The organism is Longimicrobium sp. (assembly GCF_036399935.1).
GTDB lineage: Bacteria > Gemmatimonadota > Gemmatimonadetes > Longimicrobiales > Longimicrobiaceae > Longimicrobium.
The window spans coordinates 39,009-57,049 of sequence record NZ_DASWMD010000061.1; the positions used below are offsets into that span (position 1 = coordinate 39,009).

Genomic DNA, 18,041 nt, shown 5'->3' on the forward strand with positions numbered 1-18,041 from the left:
TCGTCCCGGCTTGCGGATCAGGCCGCGCCCGCGCCGTCCTCGTACAGCGTCACCGCGCTGGCCTTTACCAGCAGGTACAGCCCTGTGCCGGGGGCTACGTGCAGGTCCGCGAGGGCGTCCGCGGTGACCTCGGCCACCAGGGGCGGCGCGCCCGCGGCCACGCGCACGGTCACCAGGCGCGACGCGCCCACCTGCTGCACCCGCTCCACCCGCGCGGGAACGGCGTTGCGGGCGGAGAGGCCGGGGGGCGGCTGCAGCGCCAGGGTGATCTCGTCCGCGGGAATGCCCACCAGGAGCGCGCTCCCCGGGGCCAGCCCGGAGCGGTGCACCGTGAGCAGCGGGCCCTCGGCCGCGCCGCCCAGGCGCACCACGCTCACCCCGTCGCGCGTCTCCACCACCTGTGCGGGGATCACGTTCTGGAAGCCCTCGACCTCCCCCTCGCCCAGCGTAAACACCTCCGGCCGGGTCAGCACGGCCCGCGGCTCGCCGCGTGCGACGATGCGGCCCTCGTTCAGCACGACGAGGTCGTCGCAGAGCGCCTGCACCTCCACCGGGTCGTGCGACACCAGCAGCATGGGCAAGGCGAACTCGTCGCGCACGCGGCGCAGGAAGGGGAGCACCTTGCGGCGCAGGGCCGCGTCCAGCGATGCCAGCGGCTCGTCCAGCAGCAGCAGCCTGGGGCCGGAGCAGAGCGCGCGCCCCAGCGCCACCCGCTGCCGCTCGCCGCCGGAGAGCGTCGACGGTGCGCGGGAGAGAAGCGGCTGCAGCCCCAGCACCGTCACCACGCCGTCCAGCGTGGCGTCCACGTCCCCAGCCCCCCGCCGCGCGCGGCCGTGCCCCGCCCGCAGGTTGCCCAGCACGTCCAGGTGGGGAAAGAGCAGGCTGTCCTGCGGCACGTACCCGATCCCCCGCCCCTCCGGCGGCACCCGCACGCGCTTTTCCGTATCCAGCCACACGTCGCCGTTCAGCGCGATGCGTCCGCGCGCGCCGCGGCGCAGGCCGGCCACCGTCTCCAGCAGCGTCGTCTTTCCCGATCCCGACACGCCGAAGATGCCGGTGACCCGGTGCGTCGTCTCGAACGCCACGTCCAGCCCAAAGCGGTCCAGCGGCAGGGTCACGTGCACGCAAAGCACGGGATGGGTCATCGCCGGACCGCCGCCGCGTGGGTGCGCGACAGGTGCTCCGCCGCGTACACCGCCACGAATCCCGCCACGAGCGCGATGATCAGCAGCACGTTCGCCTCGCCCTCGCGTCCGGCCTGCTGGGCGCTGAAGATGGCCGTCGCCAGCGTCTGTGTGCGGCCCGGGATGTTGCCGGCCAGGATGATCGTCGCGCCGAACTCGCCCACCGCGCGGGTGAAGCCCAGGATGAGCGCGGCGATCAGCCCGCGGCGGGCGAGGGGGAGGGTGAAGCGGAAGAAGGTGGCGGCGCGCCCGTGGCCCAGGGTGCGCGCCATCTCTTCGTACCGGGGATCCACGCCCTCGAAGCTCACGCGCGCCGTTCTCACCACCAGCGGCGTGGCCATCACCGCGCAGGCGATCACCACCGCCCGGGGCGAAAGGATCACGTCCAGGTCCAGCCCCAGCGTTCCCTCCCCCAGCGGCCCGTCATAGGCGAACAGCCGCAGCAGCAGGTATCCCACCGCGGTGGGGGGCAGCACCAGCGGCAGGCTGAACAGGGTGGAGACGGCGGTCTTGCCGCGGAATTCCTTGCGGGCCAGCAGGTACGCCACGAGCGTTCCCGGCACCATCACCAGCAGGGTGGCGATGGCGGCCCACGCGAAGGTGGCGCGCAGCACCTCCAGCATGGCCTGGCTCACGGCTTCGCGGCGAGGGGGATGAAGCCGTGGCGAGCGAAGACGCGGGCGGCCTCGGGCCTCGCGATGAAGTCGGCGAATCGGCGGCCCGCCTCGGGGCTGCCGCCGTCCGCCACGAGCGCCATCGCGTAGCGGATGGGCGGCCCGCCGCTCACCTCGAACAGGACGCGCGTGCGCCCGGCGAACACCATCTGGTCGGTGCGATAGACGGCGCCCACCACGCCGGGGTCCGCCAGCACCAGCCCCAGCGCCGCGCGCACGTCGGGCGCGGGCGCCACGCGATCCTTCACGCCATCCCACAGCGTCTTGCCGCCGCAGTCCACCGACTGCATCCACTTGCGCGCGTAGGTGCCGGCGGGGACGGCATCGGGATCGCCCATCGCGATGTGCTCGAAGCCGACTGTGGCGAGCGCGCAGGGCTGGTCCACCGTCCACGTGGCGCGCGAGTGTCCCACGATCACCAGCGAGTTGGCCAGCAGGTCGCGCCGGGTGCCGGCTTCGATCCGCCCCGCGGACTGCACCGTGTCCATCCACGCCTCGCTGGCGCTGACGAACAGGTCCATCCCGCGCGCCGCGTTGATCTGGTGCGCCAGGTCGTTCGATCCGGCGAAGTTGAACGACACCGGCGTCCCGGTCGATTTCGTGAAGCTCGCCGCCAGCTCCTGCATGGCCTCGCGCAGGCTGGCGGCGGCGAACACCACCACCTCGCGGTCGCCCTTCGCTGGCGCGTCGGCCTTCCCTCCGCAGGCGGCGAGCAGGAGGGCGGCCAGGATGGGCGTGATGGATGTGCGCAGGTTCATCGGCTGGATGGGAGGGTCAATCTTCGGCCGCGCGGGCCATGGCGTGGCGCGCGGCGGCGAAGCACAGGGCGGCAAGGACGATCAGCGGCAGCAGCAGCGCGGCGTCGGGCACGCGCCCGAAGAGCAGCGCTTCGCGAAGCGCGTCGGCCACGCGGGTCAGCGGGTTCCAGCGCGCCACGCCCGCGAGCCAGTCCGGCATCTGGCGGGTGGGGACCAGTGCGGTGCTGGTGAACAGCAGCGGCATGTTCACCACGTGAACGAACACCGCCATGCTCTCCTGCGCCCGCGTCCGCAGCGCGATCCAGCACGAAAGGCATCCATACGCCACGCCGAACGCCGCCAGGGCAAGGATGGCGACGACCAGCCCCGGCGCGCTGGGCCGCAGCCGCGCGCCGAGCAGCATCCCCAGCAGTGCGACCGCCAGGGCTTGCAGCAGAAGGCGGCTCACGTCCGCCGCCATCTTGCCGCCCAGCATCCACCCGGGATGGGAGGTAGCGCCCGCCATCCGCTGCGCGAACCCGGTCTGGAGGTCGCGCACCAATTCGATGCCGGCCTGCGACGCGCCGAACAGCACCGTCATCGCGGCGACGCCGGGGAGCAGAAAGTCCAGGTACGAGAGCCCCGCGTACGCCGGGCCCAGGGTGAAGCGGTGGAAGAGGAAGCCGAAGATCAGCATCCAGAACAGCGGCTGCACGAGCGAAAACGTCAGCGGCACCGGCCGACGCAGCGTCTTGCTCCACGTCCGCCGCGCCGTCTCCCGCAGCACGTACACGCCGCTCATCCGCGCCTCCCGCCGCCCCGTCCACCGCCGCCTTCTCCACGACCTCCGCCACGTCCCGGGCGAAGCGGAGAGCCCGGCGCGCTCCCCGTCAGCCGAAAGTAGGCGGCGGCCAGGTCCGGCTCGTCGCGCACCAGCCCGCGGAACGCGATCCCCCGTGCCTCCAGCAGGTGAAGCAACGGCTCGATCGGGGGATGGGTGGCGCGCCAGAATGTAACGCCCGACGCGTTCACCGAGGCGTCCGCGACCTCGGGGAGGGCGTCGATGGATTCCCGCAGACCGGCGACATCCGCCTCGCTGGCCGGCCGCTGGAAGGTGACCGCGACGCGCGCCCGGGCGTGCGTCGCGACCAACTCCCGCGGAGACGCGTCCGCCAGCAGGCGACCCGAATGCAGCAGGAGCACGCGGTCGCAGTGGGCGCCCGCATCCGCCAGGTCGTGCGTGGCGGTGATGACGGTGTTGCCCTCGTCGCAGAACGCGGCGAGGCGGCGCCACAGCTCGGCGCGGCCGCGTGGATCCAGGCTGGTGGTGGGCTCGTCCAGCAGCAGCAGCCGCGGGCCGTGCATCATTTCCAGCCCCAGGTGAAGCCGCTGCCGCTCCCCGCCGGACCAGGTGCCGACGCGGCGCTGGACGAACGGCTCCAGCCCCGCATCGTCCACCACGCGCCCCAGGCAGCCGTCCCGCTCGCGCCGCGGCAGGCCGCGCAGGGCGTGGAACAGGCGCAGCGTTTCCCAGCCCGTCATCTCGGGGTCCAGCGCCACGTCCTGCCCCGCGTACCCGGTGATCGGCCGGAGCGCGCCTCGGTCGCGGCGTGGATCGAGGCCCATCACCCGCAACTCGCCCGAATCCGCTACGAGTGCGCCGTGGATGAGCTTCAGCAGCGTAGATTTTCCGGACCCGTTGCCGCCGATGAGCGCCGTCAGCGTTCCCGCCGGCAGGGCGAAGCTCACTCCGGCCAGCGCCTCGATCCCGCCCGCGAATGAGCGGGAGACGCCGTCGGCGCGGACGGCGTCAGTCGGCGTAGACGATGGTGCCGGCATGCTCGCCCCGCACGGCCGCCGCGATGCGGTCGGGATCGCGCCCGTTCACCACCTGGAACTGCTTCACCAGGCGGCAGTTGAGCAGCAGGTCCGGCAGCACCTCGTCGAACGGAAGCGTCCGCAGGGTCCGCTTCTTCAGCTCGCGCGCGCCGATGCTGTCGATGAACGAGGCACCCGGGTTCTCCTTGGGATCGTCATCGTACAGGCCGTCCACGTCCTTGACCAGCGTCACCGTCTTGCACCCGAAGCACTCGGCCAGGAGGAAGCAGCCGGCGTCCGTACGGTGCGGGGGAATGCGGCCGATGTGCGGCGGGTGCTCCCAGATGGAGTAGGGCGGCACGCCGTTGAAGATCACCCCCGGCGCCGAGTGGATGAACAGCGGCAGCAGGTGGCCGAAAATCTCCGGCGGGATGGCGACCACGCCGTAGGGCGCCAGCAGCGTGCCCAGGATGTGCGCGTTCCCCAGCGCGTCGGCCACGGACACCTGGGCCAGCACGCCGGTGGGCAGCCCCAGGTCCAGGCCGATGGAAAAGACGTGACGGCTCCGGACTCCGCCGCCCACGCCCAGGATCAGCCGCTCCGTCTTCAGCAGCTCGGCAAGCACCTCCACCACGGGATAGGTGACGGCGCGCCCGGCATCCAGCACGGAGCGGCCACCCACCTTCACCACGTGCACGTTGGGAAGCATGCGCACCACGGGCGCCTCGGTGCCGGCCATCACGCCCCGGTCCACCAGGCTTTCCCTCATCAGGCTGGACGTCACGTGGTGACGCCGGTCGGTCGTCGTATCGGACATGGAGATGGATTCAGTGGAGGGCGAATGAGGGGTCAATCGGCGGTGATCAGCGTGCCCACGTCTTCGCCCTCGAGCGCGCGGGTGAGGTTGCCGGGAACGAGCCCGTTGATGATGCGAATCGATCGGCGGTTCTCGGCGTGCTCCATCAGTTCAAGGACGGCGCGCTCCACCACCACGTCGTCCAGGTCCATCTCCTTCAGCTCGCCCAGGGTGATGCGGGGGATGAACTTGGCACCCTTGTCCTTCTTGGGGTCGGCCGTGTACAGCCCGTCCTCGTCCTTGACGAAGATCATGGACCTGGTGCCGAACACCTCGCTCACCAGGTAGCAGCCGGTGTCGGTTCGATGCGGGGGGATGCGCCCGACGGCGGGGTTCTGCTGCCAGAAGGTGTAGGGCGGCATGCCGAAGAAGATGCAGGCGCCGCGCTCTTCCAGGTACAGCGGAAGCTGGGGAAACTGCACGGGCTCGATGAAGGGAATGCCGTGCTTGGCCAGCAGGTAGTGCAGCATGCGCGCGTTCTGCATGCTCACGAAGGTGCCCAGCACGCTCAGCACGCCGGTGGGCATCCCCAGGTCGATGCCCACGCTGTAGGCATGCCGCGCGCGGGTGCCCGCCCCCGTGCCGATGATCATCTTGTGGCGGCCCAGGTTGGCCACGATCTCATCGATCAGGGGAAAGACGGCGGCGCGCCCGCGGTCGATGAAGCTCTGCCCGCCCACCTTCACCACGTTGGCATCGGGAAGGATCTGCACCAGGGGATGGGGGGCGGTGCGCGCCAGCAGCTCGGCGTCCGTAAGGTTGCCGGTCACCAGCGACTGGCCCAGCGCGGTCAGCAGTTCGGCTTGCATGGATGGAGGAGCGGGGGATTGGATTCCGGCGCCGGCGGAGGGTCCGCGGCGGGCGGGGGATTTCAGATACGGATGGCTTGGATCTCGAACGATTCGTCCTGCGGCAGCGGCCGATGCAGGTCGCCGAACTCGGCAAGCGCCCAGTCGCGGAGCGCGGCGAGGACGCGCTCCTTGATGGCGGCAGGCAGTTCCAGCCCGGCGAGCCCCGCCTTCTCCCGCCACGAGGCGAGCGAATCCGCGGGGCTGTGCATGGTGGTCCACCGCGCCGCCTCCCGGGGCGGATGCCGCGCGGCCCCGATGGCTTCCAGCGCGTCGAACACGGCCTCGGCGTGGCGCTCGCCGCTGCGGCCGGCGTATCCCTCGTCCCGCAGCAGCTGGCGCATCCTGCGGCGCAGCACGGAGCGCGGCGAGTCCGGCGGCCGGCGCACGCGGCCCACGGCCAGCCATCCGCCGGGCGCGAGCACCCGCCGCGTCTCGGCCACCGCGTGCGCCGTATCCACGTGATGCAGCGCCCGCGCGGCGAAGACCACCTCCACCGCGCCGTCACCCGCGGGCCAGGGCCCGTTCCCGTCCGCCACGTGAAGCTCCGGGTGCAGCCCGGCCTCCGCCGCGTGCTGGCGGAAAACGCCGAGCATGGCGGGGGAGCGGTCGAATCCCACGTAGCGGATGGGGCGGCGCAGCAGCGGCAGGCTCAGGCTCCCCGTTCCCGCGCCCACTTCCAGCCATCGCTGACCTGCGGCGATTCCGACGATTTCGGCCAGGGACGCGGCGATGGATTCGGCGGCGTGCGCGGGAAGCCCGGCGCGCTCGTCGAAGCGGGCCGCCTGGTCATCGTACAGGACCTGCGGGGCCTGGGGCGGTTCCACGAAATCCGGGACGGGGACGGGGCGGGGCTGCGCTCGGCGCGCATCACTGTACGCCAAGACGACGGTTTTCGCAAATCCCTCCCCGGCAGGCAGCATTTTGCAGTCGGGCGCTTCGGCGCGTATGCTGTTCGCGGATCCGCTACCCGACCCTCCCCTCCACATCCCGCCAGACGAAGCAATGACGCACGAAGCCGACGTGATCATCGTGGGGGCCGGGCTGGCCGGGCTCGTCGCCGCCGCCGAGCTGGCGGAGGCGGGGCGCAGCGTGATCGTCGTGGAGCAGGAGCCCGAGGCATCGCTGGGCGGTCAGGCGTTCTGGTCGTTCGGCGGGCTGTTCCTGGTCGACAGCCCCGAGCAGCGGCGGATGAAGATCAGGGACTCGCGCGAGCTGGCGCTGAGGGACTGGATGGGCACCGCGGGCTTCGACCGGGAGGAAGACCACTGGCCCCGGAAGTGGGCCGAGGCGTACGTGGACTTTGCCGCGGGGGAGAAGCGGGCGTGGCTGTGGGAGCGCGGGCTGCGGTTCTTTCCCGTGGTGGGGTGGGCGGAGCGTGGCGGCTATGGCGCCATCGGCCACGGCAACTCGGTGCCGCGCTTCCACGTGACCTGGGGCACGGGCCCGGCCGTGGTGGAGCCCTTCATCCAGCGGGTGCGCAACGCGGAGACGCGGGGACTGGTCACCTTCGCCTTCCGCCATCAGGTGGACGGGCTGACGCTGACGAACGGCGTGGTGGATGGCGTGCACGGCACGGTGCTGGAGCCCAGCGCGGTGGAGCGGGGACGGCCCAGCTCGCGGACGGCGGTGGGCCAGTTCGCCTTTCGCGCGCAGGCGGTGATCGTCACCTCCGGCGGCATCGGCGGCAACCACGAGATGGTGCGCAGGAACTGGCCGCCGCGGCTGGGCCCCGCGCCGGCGCGGATGATCTCGGGGGTGCCCGCGCACGTGGACGGGCGCATGCTGGGCATCGCGCAGGAGGCGGGCGGCGCCATCATCAACCCCGACCGCATGTGGCACTACACGGAGGGGCTGCACAACTGGGCACCCATCTGGCCGATGCACGGCATCCGCATCCTTCCCGGCCCGTCGTCGCTGTGGGTAGACGCGCGCGGCCGGCGCCTGCCTCCGCCCCTCTTTCCCGGGTTCGACACGCTGGGCACGCTGGAGCACATCGCGAAGACGGGATACGACCACACCTGGTTCGTGCTCACGCAGCGCATCATCGAAAAGGAGTTCGCGCTATCCGGCTCGGAGCAGAACCCCGACCTCACGGGAAAGAGCGTGCGACAGGTGCTGGGCCGCGTGCTTCCGGGCGCGCCGGGGCCGGTGGAGGCGTTCAAGAAGAACGGAGTGGATTTCGTGGTGCAGCGCACGCTCCCCGAGCTGGTGCGCGGGATGAACGCCCTTACCGGCGAGCCGCTGATCGACCTGACGGCGCTGGAGGCGGAGATCGTGGCGCGCGACGGGCAGCTGGAGAATCCGTTCGGAAAGGACGCGCAGATCACGGCCATCCGCGGCGCGCGCAACTATCTGGGCGACAAGCTGATCCGCGTGGCGAAGCCGCACCGGCTGCTGGACCCCGCGGCGGGCCCGCTGATCGCGGTGCGCCTGAGCATTCTCACCCGCAAGACGCTGGGCGGGCTGCACACCGACCTGTCCGCACGCGTGCTGCGGCCCGACGGCCAGGTGCTTCCCGGTTTGTATGCGGCGGGCGAGGCGGCGGGCTTCGGCGGCGGCGGAATGCACGGGTACCGCGCGCTGGAAGGCACCTTCCTGCGCGGCTGCATCTTCTCGGGCCGCACCGCGGGGCGGGCTATCGCGGCGAGCCTCTGACAAAAAACCATCACGCAGAGGGCGCAGAGAGAACAGAGAGGACGCAGAGGGATCGCGGCGTCTCCGCCCCCTCTGCGTCCTCTCCCTTTTCTCTGCGTCCTCTGCGTGAAACCCGTTCTTTTCAGCCGGGGCGGCGCGTGGTGATGAGGATCACCCCGTTCATCCCGCGGACGCCGTACGAGGCGGCGGAGGCCGCATCGCGCAGCACGTCGATGCGAACCACGTCCCGCGGCATGATGCCTTCCAGCGCGCTCCCGGGACGCAGGGCATGCACGGGCGTGCCGTCGACCACGAACAGCGGCTCCCCGCCCGCCCCGAAGTTGCCGGCACCGCGGATGCGCACCAGGTAGCCGCCGTCTCCCGTCCGCGTGACCTGCACCCCGGGCACGCGCCCCCGCAGCATCTCTTCCACGCGCGACACCGGCTGGTTGCGCAGGTCGCGCCCGTGCACCGAGCTCACCGCCCCCGTCACCCGGCTGGCGGGAACCGTCCCGTAGCCGATGTCTACCTCGTCCTCCGGCTCCGGCTCGGTGGAAGGCGCCGCCGAACGCGCCCCGCACCCGCCCAGCAGCACCGCCGCGCACAGGGGCATGCTCCAGCGGACGATCAGGCGAGTGGCCATCGGTGCCTCCTCATGGTTGCGTTCGTCCGCCGGGGCCAGCTTTTACTCCATCAAGGCTTGCTGCATACCGGGGGCCACGGACACGTCTACTGGAGCGGCGGCGGAGGGGGCGAGCGGCAGGGTGAGGATGAAGGTGGAGCCCCGGCCTTCCACGCTCTCCACCGCCAGCTCGCCGCCCATGCCACGCGCCAGGTCGCGGCTGATCGCCAGCCCCAGCCCAACCCCCTCCTGCGGCCGGTGGAGCGCGCGTCCCGCCTGCACGAACGGGTCGAAGATGAACGGCAGCTTCTCGGCCGCGATGCCGCAGCCCGTGTCGCGCACCCGGATGGCGGCGCTCCCCTCGCTGGCGGCGCAGCGCACCTCGATCTCGCCGTCCGCGGGGGTGAACTTCAGGGCGTTGGTCAGCAGGTTCAGCAGCACCTGCTTCAGTTTTTCGGCATCCGCGCGCACGGCCAGCCCGGGGCGGCCGCCGTCGCGCGAGTAGCGCACGCCGCGGGCGCGCACCTGCGGGGCCACGTAGTCGTCCACCTCGGCCAAGGCCCGCGTCACGGGAACGTCCTCCAGCTGGAACCGCACCGCCCCCGCCTCCAGCCGCGCGAAGTTCAGCACGTCGTTCACCAGCGAAAGCAGGTGCCGCTGGCTGCGCTGGATGCGCTCCAGGTCGTGCTGCTGCGTGTCGGTGACGGGTCCGCGCAGCCCCAGCTGGATCAGCTCCACGTACCCGCCGATGGCGTTCAGCGGCGTGCGCAGCTCGTGGCTCATGCTGGCCAGGAAGTCGCTCTTGGCGCGGTTGGCGTCCTCGGCCGCCTGCCGGGCACGCACCAGCGCCGTTACGTCCACCGCCACCGCGCACAGCCCCTCCACCTGCCCCGCCGCGTCCACCAGCGGCTGGTAGACGAAGTTGTAGAACACCTCGTCCAGGGTGCCCCCGCCCCGGTCCACGCGCGCCGCCACCTCCGTGCCGATGAACGGCTGCGCTGTGCGGTACACCTCGTCCAGGAGCTCGAAGAAGCCCTGTCCCTCGAACTCGGGAAGGGCCTCGCGAACCGGGCGCCCCAGCAGCTCCTCGGCCCGGTGCCCGGCGCCCAGCAGCGGCAGGTACGCGGGGTTCACCGTCTCGACCACGTGGTCCGCCCCACGCGTCGTGGCGATGGCCACCGGCGCCTGCTGAAAGATGCGCCGCAGCCGGTCGCGCGCCGTCTCCGCCAGGGCCAGCGCCTGGTCGCGCTCGGCCTCGGCGCGGATGCGCCCGGTGACGTCCAGCGCCGTCACCACGCCGCCCACCAGCTCGCCGCCCCCGTCGCGGATGGGGGCCGCGGAGTTCAGGATGAAGCCGCGCGACCCGTCCGCCCGCTCGATCTCCAGCAGCTCGCCTACGGTCACCTCGCCCTGGGTGATGGCACGCGCCAGCGCCCACTCCCGCGGCTGAACGGGGAGCCCCGTCTCCGGCCACCAGCCGCGGTAGTCGCCGTACGCGTCGATGCCGGGGCTCAGCGGCGCCTCGCCGAAGATGCCGCCCGCCGCCTCGTTGACGTGCGTGACCGCCCCCGCGGCGTCGGCGATCCACACGCCGATGGGAATGGCATCGAGCACGGCGGCCAGGCGGCGCCGCTCCATTTCGGCGGCCTCGTGCGCCTGCACCCGCGCCAGCGCCTGGGAGCACTGCTGCGCCAGCGTGCCGATGAACGCCCGCTCGTCATCGCCCAGCGCGGCGCCGTCGGGAAAGTTCAGTCCCAGCACGCCCACCGTGCGCCCGTCGTGAAGCAGGGGCACGGCCGCCATGGGCCCCTGCCCGTTCGTCTGCCGCAGCTCCGCCAGGTGAGGGTAGCGGGCGGCCCGCTCCTCGGCGCCGGCCAGGAAGATGGGCTCTCCGTCGCGCACGGCATCGGAGAGCGGGAAGGGCGTGTCGAGCGGGATCCTGCGGTACCGTTCCAGCGCCTCCCGCGGATAGCCGATCCCCTTCACCAGGTGCAGATCGCCGTCCGCGCCCAGCATGGCCAGGGCGCCGGAGCGCGCGCCCAAGGCGTCTACTCCGCGCCCGACCACCGCCTCGGCCACCTGCTCCGTGGTCCACGCCTGCGAGAGGGCGGCGGTGACGGACTGCAGCCGCTCCAAGCGGTGGGCGGCCTGCTTCCGGGCGGTGACGTCCACCGCCACGATCAGCCGCGACGGCCGCCCATCGAACACCAGGTCCTCGGTGCTCACCTCCACGTCCAGCACGCTGCCGTCGCGCCGCGTGTGGCGAAACGCGCCCCGCGCCATCACGCCGCCGCCCGAGCGCGCGAACGCCTGAGCCAGCAGCGGAACGTCTTCGGCGGGGCGGATCTGGGCCAGGTTCATCCCCAGGAACTCGTCGCGCGAGTACCCGTACTGGCGGAGCGCCGCCTGGTTGGCCTCGACGATGTCCAGCGTTTCGATGTCCGCGACCAGCATGGGCACGGGATTCCGTTCGAACAGGATCCCGAGCTCGCGGGGTGGGGCGTCCTTCTGCATCGCTTGTGGCAACTCCATGAAGTGTGTCTCTGCTGCTGGAGTGGCCATGCAAGCAGCGCGCGCGGACCGTCCGCCCTGTCCGCCTTGGAGCGGCGCCGACCGCCGAATCGCCGGGCCCCTCCGCTTTTCCGTCCCCGCGTGAAGGGAAATCCCCCGCGTCCACGTGGGCGGCGTGGGGCGGCTCCGCGCGTGCGGTCGCGGAGTTCTCCGCATCGCCGCGGCCCTGTGTGGGGACCATCTTGTCAGCAGGTTGACGGACACCTTCGACCTTGGACGGGAGATTCACCATGAGCACGCACGCGCTCCGGCGCTTTCGCCTTTTGACGTGGCCGTTCCGCAGCCGGTTCTCGTCGCCCCTGTGGCTGGCGCTGCGGATGTACCTGGGGCTGGTGTGGATGACCTTCGGGCTGGGAAAGATCCGGGCGGGATGGCTGACGAGCAATCCGCTGCGCCCCCTGCTGACGGCCGTCGCCGAGGGGCAGACGCAGACGCCGCTGGACTTCTACACGCACGTCGCCCGGCTGATGGTGGACACGGGTGCCGACGGCCTGCTCTCGGTCCTGATTCCCCTGGCCGAGGTGGCGGTGGCGGTCTCGTTCTTTTCGGGCGTGCTCCTGGTGCCGGCCGCCATCATCGCGATCGGCATCAACGTGAACCTGATCCTGGCCGGCATCGCGTCGGTGCACTTCGACGGCAGGATCATCCTGATGCAGGTGCTGCTGCTCGCGGCGTGGCGTGTGGCGGGGCTGCTGGGGCTGGGGACGCTGGTGCGGCGGATGTGGCCCCGGCTCCATGTCGTGCGGAAGGTGACGGCCTGAGGGGGCCCCTCCCCCGGCCCCTCCCCCGGCCCCTCCCCGCACGGTACTGCTGTGCGGAGAGGGGAGAAATTCGGGTGAGGGGGGCGGGTTGTGGAGAATGCCGCGGACGCCCCCCTCTCCCGGCCTCTCCCCCATAAACCCCATGGGGGAGAGGAGAATTCGATTGCGCTTCGGCTGGCGTCGTGCACTCGGCGGGAACGCGGGCGAGGGCGGTGCGTTTCGACGGTACTCGGCGCATGCCCTGGCGGCCCTCTCTCCCCGGCCCTCTCCCCCGCAAGCGGGGGAAAGGGAGAATTCGATCGCGCTCCGGCTGGCCTCACGCACTCGACTGCGCGTGCAGTCCGCGAAGGCGGACTTTGGGCCGTTGTTGCCGCGACTTCAGTCGCCCCAGCAGGGCCGGGGCCCCACGCCAATCTCACCCGCCCGCCAGCTCCTTGCCCGCGCCGCGATCCACCATCCACACCATCTCCCCCGACGGGCGGACCAGCTGCGCGGGGATGCGGTACGGATCGATCGGCCCTTCCAGGGCCGACCGGACGATGGACGCCTTGCCCGCCCCAAGTGCGAGCATCTCCACGCGCCGGGCCGCGTTCAGCACGGGGACGGTGAACGTGAGCCGCCACTCCCCGAGCGGCCGGTGCAGCGCCCAGCCGACGGTGCGCTCGCCATCGCGCAGCAGGTCGTCGAAGGGAAAGAGCGAGGCCGTGTGCCCGTCCGGGCCGATCCCCAGGTGAACGAGGTCGAACCGCGGCACTCCCGGCCCAAAGAACGCCTCCAACTCCGCCGCATACCTCGCGGCACCCTCGCGGGGCGGAAGCTCTCCCGGCATGCGGTGCACGTTCCGTGGTGGGATGGGCACGCGGGTGATGAAGGCCGCGTTGGCCATCCGGAAGTTGCTGCGTGGATGGCCCGGAGTAACGCAGCGGTCGTCGCCCCAGAACAGGTGCACGCCCTCCCACGGGATCATCGACCGGAACGGCTCGTCGCCCAGCATGCGGTACGACTGCTCCGGCGCGCTCCCGCCCGAAAGGGCCACGCTGAACCGGCCGCGCGCCTGCACGGCCTCCACGGCGTGGCGCGCGAAACTCTCCGCGGATGCGCGGGAAGCGGTCTGCGCGTCGGCGTAGACTTCGATGCGGGAGGTGCCGGGGTGAACGACCTCGGCGGATGGCGGCTGCGTGGACACGATGGATTCCGTTGCTTACGTTCCGGCCTGGCCCGGGAGCATCTCCGGGCGCTGATGCACGATCCTGAATCGGAGGTTGCGCGTGCTCTTTCGCCGCGGTCCCAAGGTTCCCCCGCCCCGCCCGCCCGACCTGCCGTTCGACGAGGCGGCGCGCGACGCGCTCGGCAACGCGACGGCCGAGGCGCAGAAGGCCAACGTGGGCGCCGTCCACGCCGAGCACCTGCTCTACGCGCTGATGGCCGATCCGTCGGGCCTGGCGGCGCGCGCATTCGAGCGCCTGGGGCACGAACCCGCGATGGTGCGCCGACGGATGGAGCACGCTTCGCCGCCGCGCGCCTGGGGCCTGCGCGCGCCCGTGCTCCCCTACGCGGACGACGTGAAGGGCGCGATCGAGTTCGCCATGCGCGAAGCCCGCGCCGCCGGCCTTCACCAGGTGGGCGCGGGCGAGCTGCTGCTGGGGGTGCTGCAATCGCCCATGGGCGTCCCGGCGCGCATCTTCGGCCAGATGGAGATCACCGCCACGGCCCTCCGCGCAGCCCTCAAGGCCGGCAACCACCCGGTCGAGCCTTCGTAGAGCGCCCGACAACCGACGCGCACCACACCTATCAAACGCGTGTGGTTGAAGCCCCGAACCGGACGCGCAAGCGGCCGGTGTCGGGGCTTACCGCTTTCCGAGCGGCGGGTTCACCCGCTCATCGGGCCTGGGCCGCGCCGATACTCCGCGCGCTTCGGAACGTGTGTGGCGGATCCCTCAGTCGCTGCCTGGAACGGCGTTTGGGCCAGGCTCCCCGTGGCCGCTCCATCGGGATGACAAGGTGCGCTTCGTAACGTTCGTCTGCTCCCCAGGTACCACGTTCCCTACTCCCTACCCCGTCGGCTGGTGCCAGCTGCGCCCCTCCTGCGCCAGCAGCTCGTCGGCACAGCGCGGGCCCCACGACTCCGCCGGATACTCCTCAGGCTCGCCCCCGCGCTCCCATGCTTCCAGGATGGGCGTCACCAGGGTCCACGCCGCCTCCACCTCGTCGCGCCTGGCGAACAGCGTGGCGTCGCCCAGCATGGCATCCAGCAGCAGCCGCTGGTACGCCTCGGGAGATTCCACGCCGAACGCGCGGTTGTAGTCGAAGTCCATCGACACCGCCCGCAGCGGCCCTCGGATGCCCGGCTCCTTCGCCTCGAAGAAGAGCGACATCCCCTCGTCGGGCTGAATGTGCAGCACCAGTGCGTTGGGCGCGGGCGAATCGCAGTGCACCAGGTCGCGGATGGGGTGCGGCGCCGGCCGAAAGCGGATCACCACCTCGCTCTGCTTCCCCGCCAGCTTCTTGCCCGTCCGCAGGTAGAAAGGCACGCCCTCCCACCGCCAGTTGTCCACCGTCAGCCGCACCGCCGCGTACGTTTCGGTCCGCGATCCCTCGGGCACGTTCGCCTCGTCCCGATAGCCGCGATCGTCCTCGCCGCCCTTCCCCGACGCGCCGTATCGGCCACGCACCGCCCAGCGCCCGATGTCGTCGCCCTGCAGCAGGGGAATGGACTGCAGCACCTTCACCTTTTCGTTGCGGATGGAATCGGCGTCGTACGAGGCCGGCGGCTCCATCGCCACGAGCGTGAGGATCTGCAGCAGGTGGCTCTGGATCATGTCGCGCAGCGCGCCGCTGCGATCGTAGTAGCCGGCGCGGCCCTCCACGCCCACGCTCTCGGCCACGGTGATCTGCACGTGGTCCACGTAGTTGCGGCTCCACAGCGGCTCCCAGATGGTGTTCGCGAACCGGAACACCAGCAGGTTCTGCAGCGTTTCCTTTCCCAGGTAGTGGTCGATGCGGAAGATCTGCCGCTCGCGGAACACCTCCAGCAGGCTCGCGTTCAGCCCCCGCGCGCTTTCCAGGTCGCGCCCGAACGGCTTCTCGACGATGATCCGCGTCCACGCCGGGTCCTTCGCGCCGGTCACCAGCCCGGCCCGCCCCAGCCCCTGCGCCGTCTGGGCGATGACGGACGGCGGGAGCGCCAGGTAGAACATGCGGTTCCCCTGCGTGCCGCAGTCGCGCTCCACCTCGTCCAGCACCTGCTTCAGCCGGTTGAACGTCCCGGGGTCGTCCGTCGATCCGTGCACGTAGCGGATGCGGCGCGAGAACCCGGCCCAGTCGTCGGCGCCGGGCTCCTCGTCGAACTCCGCCAGCGCGCCCCGCATCCGCTCGCGGAAGTCGCCCTCGCCGATCTCCTCGCGCGAGTTGCCGACGATGGCGAAGCCCTCGGGCAGCAGCCCGTCGGCGCGCAGGGCCCAGAGCGCGGGCATCAGCTTGCGGCGCGTCAGGTCGCCCGTGGCGCCGAAGATCACCAGCGCCAGCGGGTCGGGCGTGCGCACCCGGGCGCCCGCCTCGGTCATGGGCGTGCGCAGCGGCGTTTCGCCCGCGGGCGGCGCGGCGGGAACGTCGCCCAGGTCCGGCCGGCCGTCGTCCGTGGCCGCGTCGCTCACGCGCCCCCCGCCCCGTCCGTCGTCTTGATGGAATGGCCGCCGAACTGGTTGCGCAGCGCCGCGACCACCTGCGCCGAGTACGACTGCTCCTGGCGCGAGCGGAAGCGCGCCAGCAGCGACAGGGTGATGACGGGCGCGGGCACGTCCAGCGCCATCGCGGTTTCCACGGTCCACCGCCCCTCGCCCGAATCCGCCACCCAGTCCTTGATGCGCTCCAGCGCCGGGCCCTCTTCGGCGTACGCCCGCTCCAGCAGCTCCAGCAGCCACGAGCGGACGACGCTGCCGTGGTTCCACAGCGAGGCGACCCCCTCCAGGTCGTACTCGAAGCCGGACTTGTGGAGGATCTCGAAGCCCTCGGCGTACGCCTGCAGCAGGCCGTACTCGATGCCGTTGTGCACCATCTTGGCGAAGTGGCCAGACCCGCTGGGGCCCACGTGCGCGTAGCCGCCCTCCGGGGCGAGGGTGCGGAACACGGGCTCGCACACCGCCGCGGCCTCGGGCGCGCCGCCCACCATTAGGCAGTAGCCGTTCTCCAGCCCCCAGATGCCGCCGCTGGTGCCGGCGTCCATCAGCCGCAGCCCGCGCGTTTCCAGCTCGGCCGCGCGGCGCTTGCTGTCGTTGTAGTTGCTGTTGCCGCCGTCGATCAGCACGTCGCCGGGGCCGCAGATGTCCGCCAGGTCGCTCAGCACCTGCTCCGTCGGCGGGCCGGCGGGCACCATCACCCACACGGCCCGCGGCGGCTCCAGCGCGGCCACCAGCTCCTGCAGCGACGCCGCGGACTTTGCGCCCGAAGCCTCGGCCACGGCGCGGGTGACCGCGGGGTCGCGGTCGAACACCACCAGCTCGTGCCCGCCGCGCGTCAGCCGCTGCGCCATGTTGCCGCCCATCTTTCCGAGCCCCACCATCCCCAGCCGCATCCGCCCTCCCGCTGTCCCGTTGTCGTGGATCGATCTTCGTCGCGCCCCCCGCTGCAAGTCCCGGCCCGGCAGACCGCGTGCGACGTTGCCGGCCGGCATCCGCGCGATGTACGTTCCGATGGAACCGCCGTGCCGACAGGGGCATGCGCCCGGGCCGAAAGGCGATCGCGATCCGGCGCCTGAACGGGAGCGTTTCGTTGAATTCCGAGTTGAAGTGTCCGCGCTGCGGCACCGAGAACGTGCGCGACCTGGACCTGGTGCGCGCGGAGGGCAGCTCTCACATCCACATCGAGAGCGAGAGCACACCCACGGGGCTCGCCATCTTCAGCGGCGCCCCGCTCTGGGCCCAGGACCGGCGGATCTCCTCGCACGGGACCATCCAGTCGGAGCTCGCCCGGTCGCTCGGGCCTCCGGCCCCGCCCCGGTGGGGGATGATCGCGTTCGCCGTCTTTCTGCTGTACATGCTGAGCATCTTCCTGAACCACGTCGCTCCACACCTGGCAAGCGCGCGGATGCTGGCCGTGGCGCGGCCGCTGACCGGGCTGCTGGTGCTGGTCGCGGCGTGGCTGCTGGCCCGCCGGTACCGCGACCGGCGGGAACAGTGGGAGGACGCCGTCCGCAGGTGGGACCGCTCATTCCTGTGCAATCGCTGCGGGATGGTGTTCGAGTTCGAGTTCCCCGGCCCCGCCGGAGACGAGCCGCGTTAACGAAAGAGGCGCCCCCCGCTGGAGGGGCGCCTCTTTCTTATCGCCCGCGCGGCGGG

The 18,041-nt window shown here is 71.8% G+C and carries 17 protein-coding genes; 4 read left to right on the forward strand and 13 right to left on the reverse strand.

Features of this window, described 5'->3' with window-relative positions; all coding sequences use genetic code 11:
* Nucleotides 1–17: 17 nt before the first annotated feature.
* From modC to VGB24_RS18855, 8 genes are all read right to left on the reverse strand, one after another.
* The gene (gene modC / locus VGB24_RS18820) at nt 18–1,145 is read right to left on the reverse strand and encodes a molybdenum ABC transporter ATP-binding protein (RefSeq protein ID WP_331074489.1); all 1,128 of its coding nucleotides are present in this window, start codon (nt 1,143–1,145) and stop codon (nt 18–20) included.
* Nucleotides 1,142–1,819, reverse strand: a complete 678-nt coding sequence (modB, locus tag VGB24_RS18825) for a molybdate ABC transporter permease subunit (protein WP_331074490.1) — start codon at nt 1,817–1,819, stop codon at nt 1,142–1,144. The genes modC and modB overlap by 4 nt, the downstream gene beginning before the upstream one ends.
* Nucleotides 1,816–2,616, reverse strand: coding sequence for a molybdate ABC transporter substrate-binding protein (gene modA / locus VGB24_RS18830; RefSeq protein ID WP_331074491.1), 801 nt, complete (start codon nt 2,614–2,616; stop codon nt 1,816–1,818). Before modA ends, modB begins: the two co-directional genes overlap by 4 nt.
* A 16-nt stretch (nt 2,617–2,632) precedes the next feature.
* Entirely contained in the window at nt 2,633–3,397 is a 765-nt protein-coding gene (locus VGB24_RS18835) for an ABC transporter permease (protein WP_331074492.1), read from the reverse strand.
* Entirely contained in the window at nt 3,394–4,434 is a 1,041-nt protein-coding gene (locus tag VGB24_RS18840; RefSeq protein ID WP_331074493.1) for an ABC transporter ATP-binding protein, read from the reverse strand. Before VGB24_RS18840 ends, VGB24_RS18835 begins: the two co-directional genes overlap by 4 nt.
* Complete coding sequence (locus VGB24_RS18845) at nt 4,406–5,230, reverse strand: hypothetical protein (protein ID WP_331074494.1); 825 nt, start codon at nt 5,228–5,230, stop codon at nt 4,406–4,408. Before VGB24_RS18845 ends, VGB24_RS18840 begins: the two co-directional genes overlap by 29 nt.
* 32 nt (nt 5,231–5,262) lie before the next feature.
* Nucleotides 5,263–6,078, reverse strand: coding sequence for a hypothetical protein (locus tag VGB24_RS18850; RefSeq protein ID WP_331074495.1), 816 nt, complete (start codon nt 6,076–6,078; stop codon nt 5,263–5,265).
* Nucleotides 6,079–6,140: 62 nt separating this feature from the next.
* Nucleotides 6,141–6,944 (reverse strand): class I SAM-dependent methyltransferase, encoded by an 804-nt coding sequence (locus VGB24_RS18855; RefSeq protein ID WP_331074496.1) that lies wholly within the window; start codon nt 6,942–6,944, stop codon nt 6,141–6,143.
* Between the two features lie 178 nt (nt 6,945–7,122).
* Between VGB24_RS18855 and VGB24_RS18860 the strand changes: the two genes are divergently transcribed.
* On the forward strand, nt 7,123–8,775 hold the full coding sequence (locus tag VGB24_RS18860; RefSeq protein ID WP_331074497.1) for an FAD-binding dehydrogenase: 1,653 nt from the start codon (nt 7,123–7,125) through the stop codon (nt 8,773–8,775).
* Between the two features lie 121 nt (nt 8,776–8,896).
* On the opposite strand, the gene VGB24_RS18865 is transcribed toward VGB24_RS18860, so the two are convergent.
* Together VGB24_RS18865 and VGB24_RS18870 are read right to left on the reverse strand one after the other, a co-directional pair.
* Nucleotides 8,897–9,397 (reverse strand): TonB-dependent receptor plug domain-containing protein, encoded by a 501-nt coding sequence (locus VGB24_RS18865; protein WP_331074498.1) that lies wholly within the window; start codon nt 9,395–9,397, stop codon nt 8,897–8,899.
* Nucleotides 9,398–9,439: 42 nt separating this feature from the next.
* A complete protein-coding gene (locus tag VGB24_RS18870) occupies nt 9,440–11,890 on the reverse strand; it encodes a PAS domain S-box protein (RefSeq protein WP_331074499.1) in 2,451 nt (816 codons plus the stop codon).
* Nucleotides 11,891–12,177: 287 nt separating this feature from the next.
* On the opposite strand from VGB24_RS18870, the gene VGB24_RS18875 reads away from it, so the two are divergent.
* Nucleotides 12,178–12,708, forward strand: coding sequence for a hypothetical protein (locus tag VGB24_RS18875; protein ID WP_331074500.1), 531 nt, complete (start codon nt 12,178–12,180; stop codon nt 12,706–12,708).
* Between the two features lie 415 nt (nt 12,709–13,123).
* Here VGB24_RS18875 and pgl read toward each other — a convergent pair whose 3' ends face one another.
* Complete coding sequence (pgl, locus tag VGB24_RS18880; RefSeq protein ID WP_331074501.1) at nt 13,124–13,894, reverse strand: 6-phosphogluconolactonase; 771 nt, start codon at nt 13,892–13,894, stop codon at nt 13,124–13,126.
* Nucleotides 13,895–13,976: 82 nt separating this feature from the next.
* Here pgl and VGB24_RS18885 point away from each other — a divergent pair, with 82 nt between their 5' ends.
* On the forward strand, nt 13,977–14,468 hold the full coding sequence (locus VGB24_RS18885; protein ID WP_331074502.1) for a Clp protease N-terminal domain-containing protein: 492 nt from the start codon (nt 13,977–13,979) through the stop codon (nt 14,466–14,468).
* Between the two features lie 291 nt (nt 14,469–14,759).
* On the opposite strand, the gene zwf is transcribed toward VGB24_RS18885, so the two are convergent.
* Both zwf and gnd read right to left on the reverse strand, forming a co-directional pair.
* A complete protein-coding gene (zwf, locus tag VGB24_RS18890) occupies nt 14,760–16,361 on the reverse strand; it encodes a glucose-6-phosphate dehydrogenase (protein ID WP_331074503.1) in 1,602 nt (533 codons plus the stop codon).
* On the reverse strand, nt 16,358–17,278 hold the full coding sequence (gene gnd, locus VGB24_RS18895) for a phosphogluconate dehydrogenase (NAD(+)-dependent, decarboxylating) (RefSeq protein ID WP_331074504.1): 921 nt from the start codon (nt 17,276–17,278) through the stop codon (nt 16,358–16,360). Before gnd ends, zwf begins: the two co-directional genes overlap by 4 nt.
* Before the next feature lie 197 nt (nt 17,279–17,475).
* Between gnd and VGB24_RS18900 the strand changes: the two genes are divergently transcribed.
* The gene (locus VGB24_RS18900) at nt 17,476–17,985 is read left to right on the forward strand and encodes a hypothetical protein (protein WP_331074505.1); all 510 of its coding nucleotides are present in this window, start codon (nt 17,476–17,478) and stop codon (nt 17,983–17,985) included.
* Nucleotides 17,986–18,041 lie beyond the last annotated feature (56 nt).

Excerpts from the sequence above, each read along its gene's own strand:
- modC (WP_331074489.1), bottom strand. The coding sequence starts at position 1,145 with ATGACCCATCCCGTGCTTTGCGTGCACGTGACCCTGCCGCTGGACCGC.
- modA (WP_331074491.1), bottom strand. The coding sequence starts at position 2,616 with ATGAACCTGCGCACATCCATCACGCCCATCCTGGCCGCCCTCCTGCTC.
- VGB24_RS18835 (WP_331074492.1), bottom strand. The coding sequence starts at position 3,397 with ATGAGCGGCGTGTACGTGCTGCGGGAGACGGCGCGGCGGACGTGGAGC.
- VGB24_RS18840 (WP_331074493.1), bottom strand. The coding sequence starts at position 4,434 with ATGCCGGCACCATCGTCTACGCCGACTGACGCCGTCCGCGCCGACGGC.
- VGB24_RS18845 (WP_331074494.1), bottom strand. The coding sequence starts at position 5,230 with ATGTCCGATACGACGACCGACCGGCGTCACCACGTGACGTCCAGCCTG.
- VGB24_RS18850 (WP_331074495.1), bottom strand. The coding sequence starts at position 6,078 with ATGCAAGCCGAACTGCTGACCGCGCTGGGCCAGTCGCTGGTGACCGGC.
- VGB24_RS18860 (WP_331074497.1), top strand. The coding sequence starts at position 7,123 with ATGACGCACGAAGCCGACGTGATCATCGTGGGGGCCGGGCTGGCCGGG.
- VGB24_RS18865 (WP_331074498.1), bottom strand. The coding sequence starts at position 9,397 with ATGGCCACTCGCCTGATCGTCCGCTGGAGCATGCCCCTGTGCGCGGCG.
- VGB24_RS18870 (WP_331074499.1), bottom strand. The coding sequence starts at position 11,890 with ATGCAGAAGGACGCCCCACCCCGCGAGCTCGGGATCCTGTTCGAACGG.
- VGB24_RS18875 (WP_331074500.1), top strand. The coding sequence starts at position 12,178 with ATGAGCACGCACGCGCTCCGGCGCTTTCGCCTTTTGACGTGGCCGTTC.
- gnd (WP_331074504.1), bottom strand. The coding sequence starts at position 17,278 with ATGCGGCTGGGGATGGTGGGGCTCGGAAAGATGGGCGGCAACATGGCG.